This window comes from Rhizobium rosettiformans W3, from assembly GCF_004912135.1.
GTDB classification, from domain to species: Bacteria; Pseudomonadota; Alphaproteobacteria; order Rhizobiales; family Rhizobiaceae; genus Allorhizobium; species Allorhizobium rosettiformans.
Window position 1 is genome coordinate 382447 of sequence record NZ_STGU01000001.1, and the last position, 13241, is coordinate 395687.

At 61.9% G+C, this 13241-nt stretch carries 13 protein-coding genes; 5 read left to right on the forward strand and 8 right to left on the reverse strand.

The genetic code is table 11. The annotated features are described in order from the left end of the window. Positions 1 to 16 precede the first annotated feature (16 nt). The 6 genes from FAA86_RS01810 to FAA86_RS01835 form a co-directional block, all read right to left on the reverse strand. A complete protein-coding gene (locus FAA86_RS01810; RefSeq protein ID WP_136538095.1) occupies positions 17 to 1852 on the reverse strand; it encodes a methyl-accepting chemotaxis protein in 1836 nt (611 codons plus the stop codon). Between the two features lie 300 nt (positions 1853 to 2152). Next, entirely contained in the window at positions 2153 to 3139 is a 987-nt protein-coding gene (locus tag FAA86_RS01815; protein WP_136538096.1) for a WD40 repeat domain-containing protein, read from the reverse strand. A 66-nt stretch (positions 3140 to 3205) separates the two neighbouring features. After that, a complete protein-coding gene (locus FAA86_RS01820; RefSeq protein ID WP_136538097.1) occupies positions 3206 to 4318 on the reverse strand; it encodes a CobW family GTP-binding protein in 1113 nt (370 codons plus the stop codon). Positions 4319 to 4417: 99 nt separating this feature from the next. After that, positions 4418 to 4813: a type II toxin-antitoxin system VapC family toxin gene (locus FAA86_RS01825; RefSeq protein ID WP_136538098.1), complete on the reverse strand. Its 396-nt coding sequence runs from the start codon at positions 4811 to 4813 to the stop codon at positions 4418 to 4420. Beyond that, positions 4810 to 5082, reverse strand: coding sequence for a type II toxin-antitoxin system Phd/YefM family antitoxin (locus FAA86_RS01830; protein WP_136538099.1), 273 nt, complete (start codon positions 5080 to 5082; stop codon positions 4810 to 4812). The genes FAA86_RS01825 and FAA86_RS01830 overlap by 4 nt, the downstream gene beginning before the upstream one ends. Before the next feature lie 58 nt (positions 5083 to 5140). Further along, positions 5141 to 5932, reverse strand: coding sequence for a creatininase family protein (locus tag FAA86_RS01835; protein ID WP_136538100.1), 792 nt, complete (start codon positions 5930 to 5932; stop codon positions 5141 to 5143). 90 nt (positions 5933 to 6022) lie between these two features. On the opposite strand from FAA86_RS01835, the gene FAA86_RS01840 reads away from it, so the two are divergent. The 5 genes from FAA86_RS01840 (at position 6023) to FAA86_RS01860 (ending at position 10579) form a co-directional block, all read left to right on the forward strand. Next, positions 6023 to 6550, forward strand: a complete 528-nt coding sequence (locus FAA86_RS01840; RefSeq protein ID WP_136538101.1) for a MarR family winged helix-turn-helix transcriptional regulator — start codon at positions 6023 to 6025, stop codon at positions 6548 to 6550. A 76-nt stretch (positions 6551 to 6626) separates the two neighbouring features. Further along, a complete protein-coding gene (locus FAA86_RS01845) occupies positions 6627 to 7643 on the forward strand; it encodes a LacI family DNA-binding transcriptional regulator (RefSeq protein ID WP_113461048.1) in 1017 nt (338 codons plus the stop codon). 58 nt (positions 7644 to 7701) lie between these two features. Then, the gene (locus tag FAA86_RS01850; RefSeq protein WP_136538102.1) at positions 7702 to 8661 is read left to right on the forward strand and encodes a 2-hydroxyacid dehydrogenase; all 960 of its coding nucleotides are present in this window, start codon (positions 7702 to 7704) and stop codon (positions 8659 to 8661) included. Between the two features lie 76 nt (positions 8662 to 8737). After that, positions 8738 to 9217: a hypothetical protein gene (locus tag FAA86_RS01855; RefSeq protein WP_136538103.1), complete on the forward strand. Its 480-nt coding sequence runs from the start codon at positions 8738 to 8740 to the stop codon at positions 9215 to 9217. Between the two features lie 255 nt (positions 9218 to 9472). Continuing rightward, positions 9473 to 10579: a TRAP transporter substrate-binding protein gene (locus FAA86_RS01860; RefSeq protein WP_136538104.1), complete on the forward strand. Its 1107-nt coding sequence runs from the start codon at positions 9473 to 9475 to the stop codon at positions 10577 to 10579. A 118-nt stretch (positions 10580 to 10697) separates the two neighbouring features. On the opposite strand, the gene FAA86_RS01865 is transcribed toward FAA86_RS01860, so the two are convergent. Then, the gene (locus FAA86_RS01865) at positions 10698 to 12578 is read right to left on the reverse strand and encodes a TRAP transporter large permease subunit (RefSeq protein WP_136538105.1); all 1881 of its coding nucleotides are present in this window, start codon (positions 12576 to 12578) and stop codon (positions 10698 to 10700) included. A gap of 1 nt (position 12579) precedes the next feature. Beyond that, on the reverse strand, positions 12580 to 13131 hold the full coding sequence (locus FAA86_RS01870) for a TRAP transporter small permease subunit (RefSeq protein WP_136538106.1): 552 nt from the start codon (positions 13129 to 13131) through the stop codon (positions 12580 to 12582). Positions 13132 to 13241 lie beyond the last annotated feature (110 nt).

Genomic DNA, 13241 nt, shown 5'->3' on the forward strand with positions numbered 1-13241 from the left:
TCTGTTTGCGGTTCCATCAGGCGGCGCGATGCTCGATCGCGGTAGCCTCTGTGCCGCGGATCTCGCTTCGGCGATTGAGCTGAAAGCGGTTGACCAGCGAAGTCAGCTGAACCGCACCCTCGGCAAGCGTATGGCTGATGGCAGTGGTTTCCTCGACCATCGCCGCGTTCTGCTGCGTCATCTGGTCGATGCTGTTGATCGCAGCACTTATCTCCTGCAAGCCGATGGCCTGCTCGCGTGCCGCCGTCGCGATCGCGTCGACATTGGTGTCGATGCGGCTGACGAAGTCACCGATCTGATCAAGGGCGGTGCCGGTTTCGCCGACGAGCTGGACGCCGGAGGAGACCTCCACACTGGACTTCTGGATGAGGCCCTTGATGTCGCGCGCTGCATTGGCAGACCGCTGGGCGAGTTCGCGGACTTCCTGGGCGACAACCGCAAAGCCCTTTCCGGCTTCCCCGGCGCGGGCCGCCTCGACCCCGGCATTCAGGGCGAGGAGGTTGGTCTGGAATGCGATCTCGTCGATGACGCCGATGATCTGGCCGATCTCCGACGAAGCCGATTCGATGCGCTCCATGGCCGATACGGCGGAGCGAACGACGCTTCCCGAAGCCACGGCGCAGTTTTTCGCTTGCCGCACCAGCTCGCGGGTGTCGCTCGTGCGCTGGGCGGAGGCCCGTACCGTGGCAGTCACCTGTTCCAGGGCTGCGGAGGTCTGTTCGAGCGCTGCGGCCTGCTGCTCGGTGCGGCTTGCAAGATTGCCGGAGGCTTCGCGCATTTCCTGGCTGTTTTCCAGCAGGCGGCGCGTCTCCTCCATGACCTTTTCGAGCGTCGCCTGGAACGTGGCGATGGAATGGTTGAAGTCCTGGCGTAGGGGTTCGAAGCGGGCATCGAAGGCTTCGTCCAGGGTGATGCGGATGTTGCATTCGGCGAGGCGGTGAAGGCCGGCACCGAGCGCCTCGATGACGAAACGCAGCGCTTCCGCCTCGATCGTCCGATCCTGGTCGCGCAGCGCGCGTTCGCGGTCTGCTTCGGCACGTGCCGCCTCGGTCTCGGCCTGCAGGCGCTGGTTTTCCAAACCCGACTGGCGGAAGACTTCCACCGCTTCGGCGATGTGACCAATCTCGTCGCGGCGATTGGCATGGGGAACGGTCCCCGTGAAGTCGCCGGAGGCCATGTTGGTCATAAAGCCGGTGATCTCTCCGAGCGGTTTCAGTGCGCGGCGGTGGATGAAGTAGACGCTTCCAAGGGCCGTGGCGATCAGCATGAGGCCGAGCGTCAGCAGCAGAGCTTCTTCGCTCGCGGATTTGGCAGCCGCGTAGGATTCGCGCCCGACGAGATAATCGCCCGCCATGGTCACCAGTTCGTTCACCGAGGTCTCATGGTCATGAAATTCTGTCTTGAGCTTTACGAGCACCGGCGTGGTAGCGCTGGCATCGCCGGCAACAAGAGCCGGTTTCAGTTCATTCTGCAAAGTCGTCCAATAACGGTCGCCCTTGGCGATGACTTCGTCGTAGAGCTTGGCACGCAAGTTATCCGGTAGCGTCGAGTTCTTCCAGTATTCCCGGCGCTCGTCATAGAGCTTGTGGAGCAGATCGAAGCGCGGCAGGTTCACGGCGGCCGTGTCCGGATGAACGAAGACTTCGTTGGCCAGCGCGTAAGATTCGATCAGATAGAGCGGGGGCGGCAGGATGTCGGCGATCAGGTCCTTTCCGTCGACGATCTCTTTATAGATGGGGCCGTTGACCTTGAGGGTCTGCAGGGTCTGGGCGCCTACGCCCGCGACCGCGACAATGCCGGCGGCGAGGGCAAGGCCTGCCGCCGTCACCACGATTTTGAGGTTCAGGTTCATGTGTCGTCCGTTTCGAACGCGCGCCGCGGCCGGGCGCACGCGTTTGCGCCCTCGGCTCAGCTGCCGTGGTTGGAGAGAATAATTAAAGCTGAATTCAGAGGAATGATTCCAGTCCCAGCGAGACGCGGCTGTCTTGTCTCTCGCTCGCCTCCCCGAAATTAGGGAGGCAATCACTACCACATGGTTAAGGTGAGTATTCGGTGAACGGTTTAGTGCAAGATTTAGGTATTTTTGACCTTAGGCGCGATTTTCGTTGCCCATACACGCAACCAAAAGGCTTTGAGAGCCGATTTCAGACAATCAGCCGGTGATATCGATCACACCGCAGTCGCCCGTTTCGGAGCCGAAGGCGAGCAGTTTGCCGGTGCTGCTCCAGGCAAGCGAGGTGATCGCACCCTTGCCGGGACGGCGCAACAGCGCCTCCTTCCCGTCGGCAATGCGGACAGCAAGGATCATCCCGTCGATGAAGCCGATGGCCAAGACTTCCTCCATCGGATGGAAGGCGACCTGGGTGACGAGGATATTGGCGCGTGTCCCAAGTTCCAGCGGTGCCTTGCCCATGGGGCCGTCCTTGCCCGAAAAGGGCCAGACGATGGCGGCCGGCGCGCCCGACGAGGCAAGCCATTTGCCCTTGGGCGACCAGGAGAGCGACTTTACCTTGGCCGGGTAACCGGTCATGCGCATGTGGCGCGTGTCGGAGGATTTGCCGTCGAGCTTCCAGCCGTGCAACGCGCTTTCCTGCATCATCGTCACGACGAAGCGGCCATCCGGTGAGAAGGTGACGCCGGTATGAGCGCCCTTCCAGTCGAGATCGACGGGTGCGCCCGACGTGCCGACCCAGTGCAGGGTCACCCCGTTGTAGCGGGCAACCGCAATCCGCAGCCCTTTGGGCGCGAAGTCGACGGCTTCGACCGTGCGCTCCTCCACGAATTCCTTGGTCGTGCCATCGGCGAGACGCACGAAGGTCGACTTGCCGACCGCATAGGCGACAGCACCCTGTGGCCCGGGCGCAACGACCGAGATCCACTTGCGCGGTACATGCGCCAGTTCAGTGACGGTCCCGTCATGGGCGATGCGCAGGACACGACCGTCTTCGCCGCCGGTCAGCAGGGTCTGGGTCGCCGGATCCTTGACGCAGGTAAGCAGGCCGGCATTGGCCTCCGTCACCTTCTCGCCGCCGTCCAAGCGGTGAATGGCGCCAGTCGCGGCAGCAAAGACCGGGATGTCTCCTAGGAAATGCGTGGAGACAACATGACCTTCGATATCGAGAGGGGCGACTGTGGGCATAGGTTCAGGCTTTCTTTCGGGCAATGTGCGGGCGGGGAGGGGGCGGGGCGCGCCCACTCCGGCAGATCAGGCGGTGGCTTCGCAGGCCTTGAAGCTTGCTTCGAGCTTCTCGCGGTCAAGCTCGCGGCCGATGAAGACCAGACGGCTCTCGCGCTTCTCGCCGTCCTTCCACGGGCGCTGATGATCGCCTTCGACAATCATGTGCACGCCCTGCACGACATAGCGCTCCTCGTCGCCCTTGAAGGCAATGATGCCCTTGAGACGCAGGATGTTCGGGCCTTGCGTCTGGGTCACCTTCTGGATCCAGGGGAAGAACCGGTCGGGGTTCATCTCGCCACCGCGCAGCGACACCGAGGTCACCGTCACATCATGGATCGGGGACGGACCGTGGTCGTGATGGTGATGATCATGATCATGGCCATGATGGTGGTGATGGTCGTGATCATGGTGATGATGATCGTGGTGATGGTGATGACCGTGATCATGGTCGCAATCGGGGCCGCAGACGTGATCCGGATCATCGTGGTCCAGGAAATGCGGATCGTTCTCCAGTGCGCGCTCGAGGTTGAATGCGCCCTGATCGAGCACCTTGGCGAGATCCACCCCGGAGCGGGTGGTCGAGTAGATGCGGGCCGACGGGTTGATTGCACGGACGATGTGTTCGATCTGGTGCAGCTCGTCGTGGGAGACGAGGTCAGCCTTGTTGATCACAACGACATCTGCGAAGGCGATCTGGTCTTCCGCCTCGCGGCTGTCCTTCAGGCGCAACGGCAGGTGCTTGGCGTCAACCAGGGCGACGACGGCGTCGAGCTCGGTCTTGGACCGAACGTCATCGTCCATGAAGAAGGTCTGGGCAACCGGAACCGGATCGGCAAGGCCCGTGGTCTCGACGATGATGCCGTCGAAACGACCCGGGCGGCGCATCAGGCCTTCCACGACGCGGATCAGGTCGCCGCGCACCGTGCAGCAGACGCAGCCATTGTTCATCTCGTAGATTTCTTCGTCCGACTCGACGATCAGGTCGTTGTCAATGCCGATTTCACCGAACTCGTTGACGATGACGGCGTATTTCTTGCCGTGGTTCTCGGAGAGAATGCGGTTCAGGAGCGTCGTCTTGCCGGCGCCGAGATAGCCGGTGAGCACGGTGACGGGTGTCGGTTTCGCGGTTGCTTCGGTCATGAAAGCCTCTGATGTCAGGGGGCGCCGGGCGATGCGGCTGTAATGGTATTACCCCCATATAGGGGTTCCGGCGAGTCAGTTCAAAGGCTTTCGTGAGCTTCAGCCGGTGGTGAGTGCGGAGCGGAGATCGGTGCGGCCGAAGTCGTCGCCGACATAGAGGAGAGGGCAGTCAAACTCCTCGGCGGTGGCATAAGAAAAGCAGTCGCCAAAATTGAGTGCGGCGGGGTGGAAGCCTTTGCCGAAGCGTTGGTAGGCGAAGCTGGCGCGTTCTGAACGGGCACGCGTGAGCTCTATGATCTCAAAATTGAGGGAAGCAATCAGTTCCGACAATTGATCAGAGCATCGTTTCTGAAGCGCGACGATCTTCAGTTCGAGCAGGGTACCAGCCGACAACAGCAGGCGCCTCTTAGGGATCTCAAGAACTGCCGCGCAGGCCTTGGCAGTCGGTTCATTCCTTATGACAGCAATCAGCGCGGATGTGTCGATCGCGATCACGCTGGAAGACCGTTCTCGTCATAAAGAAAGTCGTGGCTTCTGTCTGCGAGGGGCTCACCCGGGACCGGGGGAGGGGCTTTGGCCATGATGTCTTTGATGATAGCCCGTCGCTCCTCAAGGGTCAGTTCATGGCGGCGATCGTTTGTTTCGACCGGTCGCAGGGCTATGGCATCCTGGCCGTCGCGGGTGATGATAACGGGTTCTCCGCGTTCGGCTCGCTCCACGAGTTCTTCGAACCGTTCGCCTGCTTGCTCCATGGAAACGCGCATGCTTCTTCCTCGCGATTTCTGTCGATCAATATGCGCCTTACCTGGGGAGCCTTCAAGCTCACGTCAGTGTTGCGATGTCGAAGTTATGCACGTCTTCCATCAATTCGAGCAGGCCGTTGACGGCATGCGTGATCAGCAGCTCACCTCTCTCTGCCGTGGCCGCTGCGGCATTGCCTGCCACGCCGTCCGGGTTGAGATCCGACATCTTCCAGCCGAAAGCATGCGGACCATAGGCGCGCAGGTGTTTGTAGCGAGCCGCGAAATCGGACTGGCGCGAGGGGAAGCCCCTGGCTTTGGTCATGTCGACCTGGTCCGGCGCAAGGGCCAGCATGACCGAGGTTTCGATATCTCCGCCATGAATGTCGATTGCCTTTTCTTCCGGTGAGATCCAGCCATCCGGCTGACCGAAGCGGGTCCAACTCGTGGCGACCACGAGCATGTTCAGACGGACGCGCGCCTCGGTCGCGACAATAGTGAGCAGCGGGGAGTTGCCGCCATGGGCGTTGAGCAGGACCAGCTTTCGGATCCCCTGATGATGGAGGTGCCTGGCGATTGCGAGCCAGCGGTTTACCGCTTCGTCGAATGCGAGCGTGCGCGTGCCTCTAACGTCCATATGCTCGATAGAATAACCGACGGGTTCGACCGGGAGGAAGGTGACAGGCAGATGATCGGGAAGGGCACTCGCCACGCGCTCGACGATGCCGGAGGCAATGATCGTGTCCGTCTCGAAAGGGAGATGGGGACCGTGCTGCTCGTGCGCGCCTAGAGGCAGAACGGCAATCCAGTCGTGCCGATCTGCGGCGGTCAGGTGCGGATCGTTATCCTTGAACCAAGGGGCCGGTTTCGCCATCTGGCCTAATCTCCTGATCTTCGTTATGCATGGCAACCGTCGCGACAGGGATGAAGTAGCCACCGCAGCGTGTGCCGACCGGGGAGAGTCATGGCGAAAAAGGACAAGGCCGACAAGGACCGCGGCGAAAAGAAGAAGGCCAAGAAGAAGTCGCCACCGGGTTCTGGCGTGCTGAGTGCTGCCGTCACCCAGGTTGCGCGCGCCATGCGCACGCGTCTCTCCCATGGGCTTGCCGAAAGTGGCCTTTATCCCGGGCAGGACGGTGTGGTGCAGCTGCTCGCGCAGGAAGACGGTCAGACGCCAGGGGCGCTTGCCCATCAGTTGGGGGTCAAGGCACCGACAATGACCCGAACGATCGGCCGGATGGAGGCGCAGGGTTTTGTCCAGCGTCGGACCGATGATCGCGATGGCCGGCTTACCAAGGTCTATCTGACCGATGAAGGTCGCGGCAGCGTCGCACGCATCGCGGAGGCAATGGCCGACTGCGAGACGCTGGCCGTTCAGGGCCTGTCCGGGAAAGAGCTGAAGACCCTCGTGAAGCTGCTCTCGTTGATCGACGACAATCTCTCCGGCCATGGGGAAGCTCGCTCTGCGCACGAGGCCGATGACGACGATTGATCTTGTCGATTAAACTGTTTAATTAAAACGTTTAAGGGCGGTGAAGCGCCCACCGGTCTGCTGCGAGGGAGGAAACGTGGCACAAAAGGTAAAACTTTCGACCATTGCGGAAACGCTGGGTCTCTCCACCGCAACCATCTCGCTTGCTCTGCGTGACAGCCCGCTCGTTGCCGCCGATACGCGCGAGAAGATCAAGGAGCAGGCCCGGGTTCTCGGTTACATCTACAACCGTCGTGCAGCCAGCCTTAGAACCTCGCGCTCCGGCATCATCGGTGTTGTCGTGCACGACATCATGAACCCGTTCTACGGCGAAATCCTGAAAGCCATCGAGACCGAGCTCGACCGGAGCCGGCACACCTTCATTCTCTCCAACCATTACGATAGCGTCGACAAGCAGCGGATGTTCGTCGAAACCCTGCTGCAGCTCGGCGGCGACGGGGTGATCATGTCGCCCGCGATCGGCACGCCACCGGAAGACGTGCTGCTCTGCGAGAATAACGGCATGCCGGCGATCTTCGTGGCGCGCTCGATGGAGGGGCTCGACGTGCCGATCTACCGAGGCGACGACACCTACGGGATATCGCTGGCCACCAACCATCTCATCGGTCTTGGTCATCGCTCGATTGCCATGATCGGCGGTACGGATCAGACCTCGACGGGGCGCGACCGCTACCAGGGCTACGTGAACGCGCTGCGCAAAGCCGGGATCGAGGTCGACCCGGGTCTTCGCATCCCCGGCCCCCGAACCAAGCAAGGCGGCTTCGAAGCAGCCGTCAACTTCCTGTCCCTGCCGCAGAAGCCGACGGCCGCCGTATGCTGGAACGATCTCGTCGCGATCGGATTGATGAACGGCATTGCACGCGCCGGGCTCGTTCCCGGCCAGGATATCTCGGTGACGGGCTATGACGATCTGGAAGAAGCTTCGATCGCCACCCCCTCTCTGACGACCGTCTGGAATGGTCAGGCCGAAGTCGGGCGGCTGGCCGCGCGTGCGCTGCTCGACAAGCTTGCCGGCAGTCATGAGCCTGACGGCATTCACCTGATCAAGCCCGAGATGCGCATTCGCCAGTCGACGGGCCCGATCCGCCGCTGAAGCCCTGCCGGCTGACTTAGCCGGCGGCTCCCCACCCAGACCGCCAGAGGAGACAGCCATGTCCGATCGCCCCCTCGTGTTGATCCCAGGCCGGATCAATCCCCGCGTCCGATCCCGCCTTGCCGAGCAGTTCGAGCTGGTTGAAGTTGCCGATGCTTCGGCCGCGGATTGTGCCCCCGATATCCTCCAGCAGGTGCGCGGCGCAGCCGTTTCCGGCCGGTTCCCTGCCGCGCTGATCGAGCGGCTACCGAAGCTCGAGGTGATCGCCAACTTCGGCGTCGGCTATGATGGTGTCGAGGTCAAGGCCGCCGCGCAGCGAGGGGTCGTCGTCACGAACACTCCTGATGTGCTGAATGACGAAGTGGCGGATACGGCCATCGCGCTGCTGCTCAACACCATCAGGCGCTTCCATTTTGCCGAGCAGTATCTGCGCGAAGGGCGGTGGGAAAAAGAGGGGGCCTTTCCTCTTTCCCCGATGTCGCTGAAAGGCCGGAAGGTCGGCCTTCACGGACTGGGGCGGATCGGCATGGAAATCGCCTCCCGGCTCGTGCCCTTCAAGGTCGAGATTGCCTACCACACGCGGAGCCCGCGCGCGGATGTCGCCTACACCTACCACGATAATCTTGTCGGACTGGCCAAGGCGGTGGATATCCTCATCTCGATCGTCCCGTCGACGGCTGAGACGAATGGCGCCATCAATTCTGAGGTGCTGGCCGCACTGGGGTCGGATGGCGTGCTGATCAATGTCGGTCGAGGATCGACTGTGGACGAGCCCGCGCTGATCGCTGCCCTGCAGAACGGCACGATTGGCGCGGCAGGTCTCGATGTGTTCGCCGAGGAACCGCATGTGCCCCAGGCGCTGATCGACCTTCCGAATGTCTCGCTGCTGCCGCATGTCGCGTCGGCCTCTGTGCCAACGCGTGATGCCATGGCCGATCTGGTGGTCGATAACCTCATTAGCTGGTTTGAGGGCCGTGGACCGCTGACGCCGGTGCCCGAAACGCCTGCGACCCGCTGATTCGGCTGTTCAGCCTTCGGCAAGCTTGAGAGCGCATTCTTCCGAGACTTGGGGTCTCGAGCGGAAGGATGCTCCGATGAAGTCCTCTCTCGTCATCGTGGCGACGGCATTGATATGTGCGGGTGTTTCGGCGGCGGGTCTCGGCTTCTGGGCGAGCTCGGCCCCCTCGGACGGAGTGACTGCGGATCCGATCGTGCTCGGGACGATCCCAACGACTGTCGGACAGTCGCATCCGACGATTGCGTCGCTGAGGACAGCCCCGGTCTCGCCGCCGGCCATCTTCTCGGTCTCGAATTTCACCCGCAAGACGGTGTGCCTAGTGGAGCGCGGTGCGGCGCTCACCAGCCGCAGCCGTGACTTCTACGCGCCGCCGGATTGCGAACAGGTCTGGCCCGGCCTGACGCGGGCCACGACCTGGACGCAAAACGAGGACGGCAGTGTTACCATCAGTGATACGGGCGGCGGCACCCTTTTGACGCTCGTTCGCGGCCGCCACTTTTCCTATGAGGTCACCGACGCCGCCGATGCCGATCTCGCGCTTCTGATGCTGCCTTGAGTGCCGGATGGGGCTCGGACGCCCGCTCAGTCGACCGTATTCGGTCAGACTAGAGGCCGTCTACTTCACTCAAGTATTTTGTCTGATTGCGCTAACGTCGAGCCTCGGAAATAGGCCACGACGAAGTGAAACCTCTCATCCAAAAGAATAGCTTGCAAGCGCTTGAAACGCTTTGACCAAAATGGTTAGCTCGCACATCGCTGCCGGGAGGGGCCGCCGATGCCCGCCGGTAGGGCAACAACTGGGAGGAAGTTTATGGATCGTCGTTCATTTATCAAGAAAGCCGGTGTCGCCGGTGCGGGCGCTGCCGCGTCCACCGTGCTGGCCGCACCTGCCATCGCGCAGGAAATGCCGAAGGTGACCTGGCGCTTGACGTCGTCGTTCCCGAAGTCGCTCGACACCATTTACGGTGGTGCCGAAGATCTCGCCAAGAACGTGTCGGATGCAACCGGCGGCAACTTCGAAATTCAGGTCTTTGCTGCAGGCGAAATCGTACCCGGCCTTCAGGCCGCCGATGCCGTATCGGCCGGCACGGTTGAGATGTGCCATACCTGCTCCTATTACTACGTCGGCAAGGATCCGACCTTCGCCATCGGCACGGCCATTCCCTTCGGCCTGAATGCACGCCTGACCAATGCCTGGTTCTATGAAGGCAACGGCAACACGCTGCTCAACGAATTCTATGCCACGCATGGCCTCGTCGGCTTCATCGCCGGCAACACCGGTGCCCAGATGGGCGGCTGGTTCCGCAAGGAGATCAACACGGTCGACGACTTTAAGGGCGTCAAGATGCGCATCGCCGGTCTTGCTGGCCGCGTGGTCGAAAAGCTCGGCGTGGTGCCGCAGCAGATCGCCGGTGGCGACATCTATCCGGCTCTCGAGAAGGGCACGATCGACGCGGCTGAATGGGTCGGTCCCTATGACGACCAGAAGCTCGGCTTCAACAAGGTTGCGCCGTTCTACTACTACCCGGCCTTCTGGGAAGGTGGCCCGGTCATCCACGCATTCGCCAACAAGGAAAAGTTCGAGGCTCTGCCGCCGGCCTACCAGGCGGCCCTGCGGGACGCTTGCGCCTATGCCAATACCAACATGATGGCCAAGTACGACCTCAAGAACCCGAAGGCGATCAAGGAACTCGTGGCCGCCGGCACGCAGCTGCGTCCTTACAGCCAGGAGATCCTCGAGGCCTGCTTCAACGCGGCGATGGAGCTTTATGCGGAAATCGGCGCGCAGAATGCAGCGTTCAAGAAGATCTATGAAGACCAGGTGGCCTTCAAGCGCGAAGCCTATCTTTGGATGCAGCTGTCGGAATACACCTACGACACCTTCATGATGATGCAGCAGCGCGCAGGCAAGCTCTAAGCGACCGCCTGTTCCATCTTCGGCCGGCCTCCTTCGGGAGGCCGGTTTTTTTATGCGCAGGCGCTGCTCCTCTGCCCGCTCAAAAAGAAAGCCCCCGGGAGGGGGCTTTCGAGATCTCTCAGTTAAAGGCCGGAGGTTGGCTCAAATCCGGTGTGGCGGGCGCAGCCGGCGGTGCCGATGGCGCTGCCGGAGCCGGGGGCGAACCGCCGCCGAAGTCCAGCGGCGGTAGGCCGAGGCTCGGTGCGGGAGCCGCCGGTGCCGTTCCTTCAGGGGCCGGCGCCGGTCCGGAGCCGAAGCTCGGCGGCGGTAGACCGAATGACGGGGCAGGTGCTGTGCCACCGCCAGCGTCCGGCTGGCCGAAGGACGGAGCGGGGCTCGAACCAAAGCCTGGCAGTTCGATCTGAATGCTGCCCGGATCGGTCGTCGCCGGTGTCCCCTTGTAATGCATGACCAGTCCGGGGAAGGAGATGACGGTGACGATCGCCAGGAACTGGATGATGATGAAGGGAAGCACGCCCTTGTAGATGTCGACCGTCTTGATGCCCGCCCGCATCTGTCCCGTCACCTTGTCCTTCCATTGTCCTTCCGGTGCGACGGAGCGCAGGTAGAAGAGCGAGAAGCCGAACGGCGGCGTCAGGAAGGACGTCTGCAGGTTGATCCCGAGGATGATGCCGAACCAGACCAGGTCGATCCCGTGGCTCTGGGCGACCGGAACCAGCAGCGGCACCATGATGAAGGCGATCTCGAAGAAGTCGAGGAAGCAGCCGAGGATGAAGACGATGATCGTGACAACGATCAGGAAGCCGTATTCGCCGCCCGGAAGCGCCAGCATCAGATCCTCGATCCAGACATTGCCGTTGATGCCGTAGAAGGTCAGGCCGAAGACGCGGGCGCCGATCAGGATCATCATGACGAAGGCCGACAGACGCGTCGTGGCGTCCAGAGCGTTCTTCAGGATGGCCAGGTTCAGGCGGCCCTTGGCAGTCGCGATGATCAGGGCTCCGGTGGCGCCCATGGCGCCGCCTTCCGTCGGCGTTGCAATGCCAAGGAAGATGGTGCCGAGCACGAGGAAGATCAGCGCCAGCGGCGGGACCATCACGATGATGACCTCCTGGGCCAGTCGCGAGATCAGGTTGAGCTTCATGCCACGGTTGAGGAGCGCGAAGACGTAGACCGTGACCACGCCGAAGGCGAGCGCTGCAACCAGCTGCCATTCGGCGCTGGCAACGCCGGTGAACAGAAGGTGATAGCCGAGGAAATAGAGGCCAGTGCCAATTGCGATCATCACCAGCAGCGAGGTCACGCCGTCACCGAGGGTGCGGGCTTCCTTGGGCAGGGCAGGGGCCCATTCCGGCTTGATGATTGTGACAGCGAAAATGTAGAGGCAGTAGGCCGCGATGATCATCAGCGCCGGGTAAAGCGCGCCGACATACATGTCGCCGACGGAACGACCGAGCTGGTCGGCCATGACGATCAGAACCAGCGACGGCGGCACGATCTGCGCCAGCGTGCCGGAGGCGGCGATCGTGCCGGAGACCAGCGGGCCGTTATACTTGTAGCGCAGCATGATCGGCAGAGAGATCAGGCCCATGGCCATGACGGATGCGGCCACGACGCCGGTGGTGGCACCGAGCAGGGCGCCGACCAGGATGACCGCATAAGCGAGGCCGCCGCGCACCGGGCCGAACAGCTGGCCGATGGTGTCGAGCAGGTCTTCCGCCATGCGCGACCGTTCCAGGATGATGCCCATCAAGGTGAAGAACGGGATCGACAGCAGGGTGTCGTTGTACATGATCCCGTAAATGCGTTCCGGATGGGACTGAAGCAGCGGCCAGAACAGGCGGATCTCGGAGGAGATGTGCGAGAGTTCGACGCCGACGACGAAATAGATAAGGCCGCCAGCTGCCAGCGTGAAGGCGACGGGATAGCCGAGCAGCAGCATCAGCATGACGCTGGTGAACATGATCGGCGCTAGGTTGTGCGCGATGAAGTTGATCATCTCAGGCCTCCTTGCCTTCGGTCGCCGGTGGGGTGACGCTTGCATCGTCGATCCGGCCCATCAGCACGGCAGCGCGCTTGATGATTTCAGAGAAGGCCTGGGCGGTCAGGAGGATGAAGCCGATCAGGACGACGGCCTTTGCGGGCCAGATGACCAGGCCGCCGGCGCTCGAGGAGACTTCACCCGAACGGAAGGACAGCCAGAACCACGGCCAGGCGAGATAGGCCATCAGTCCGGAGAAGGGCACGAGGAAGATGATGTGCAGGATCAGGTCGATCCAGTCGCGGGTCCGCTTCGTCCATCCGCTGGACAGGATGTCGATGCGGATATGTTCATTGCGGAGCAAGGCATAAGCAGCGGCAAGCATGAAGACTGTGCCATAGAGATACCATTGCAGTTCGAGCCAGGCGTTCGACGAGATGTCGAAGACCTTGCGAATGACGGCATTGCCGGCGCTGATCAGAACGGCGGCCAGGAGCAGCCAGGAAACCCAGCGCCCGATGGCCCCGTTGATCGCGTCGATCAGCCGGGAAACAGCCAACAGGATTGTCATTGTGTTTGTTCTCCCCTTGTCTTTTTGTGCTTAGAGCAATGACAAACCGGGCGCAACTCAACAGCGCTTGTGGTTCTGGCGGGCATACGAAAGTCGCAGTTCAGACTCTT

Bases quoted from the DNA above. Each gene is read 5' to 3' on its own strand.
- FAA86_RS01840 (WP_136538101.1), top strand. From the start codon at position 6,023: ATGGCGAAAAAGGACAAGGCCGACAAGGACCGCGGCGAAAAGAAGAAG.
- FAA86_RS01810 (WP_136538095.1), bottom strand. From the start codon at position 1,852: ATGAACCTGAACCTCAAAATCGTGGTGACGGCGGCAGGCCTTGCCCTC.
- FAA86_RS01850 (WP_136538102.1), top strand. From the start codon at position 7,702: ATGTCCGATCGCCCCCTCGTGTTGATCCCAGGCCGGATCAATCCCCGC.
- FAA86_RS01820 (WP_136538097.1), bottom strand. From the start codon at position 4,318: ATGACCGAAGCAACCGCGAAACCGACACCCGTCACCGTGCTCACCGGC.
- FAA86_RS01865 (WP_136538105.1), bottom strand. From the start codon at position 12,578: ATGATCAACTTCATCGCGCACAACCTAGCGCCGATCATGTTCACCAGC.
- FAA86_RS01815 (WP_136538096.1), bottom strand. From the start codon at position 3,139: ATGCCCACAGTCGCCCCTCTCGATATCGAAGGTCATGTTGTCTCCACG.
- FAA86_RS01830 (WP_136538099.1), bottom strand. From the start codon at position 5,082: ATGCGCGTTTCCATGGAGCAAGCAGGCGAACGGTTCGAAGAACTCGTG.
- FAA86_RS01870 (WP_136538106.1), bottom strand. From the start codon at position 13,131: ATGACAATCCTGTTGGCTGTTTCCCGGCTGATCGACGCGATCAACGGG.
- FAA86_RS01855 (WP_136538103.1), top strand. From the start codon at position 8,738: ATGAAGTCCTCTCTCGTCATCGTGGCGACGGCATTGATATGTGCGGGT.
- FAA86_RS01860 (WP_136538104.1), top strand. From the start codon at position 9,473: ATGGATCGTCGTTCATTTATCAAGAAAGCCGGTGTCGCCGGTGCGGGC.
- FAA86_RS01835 (WP_136538100.1), bottom strand. From the start codon at position 5,932: ATGGCGAAACCGGCCCCTTGGTTCAAGGATAACGATCCGCACCTGACC.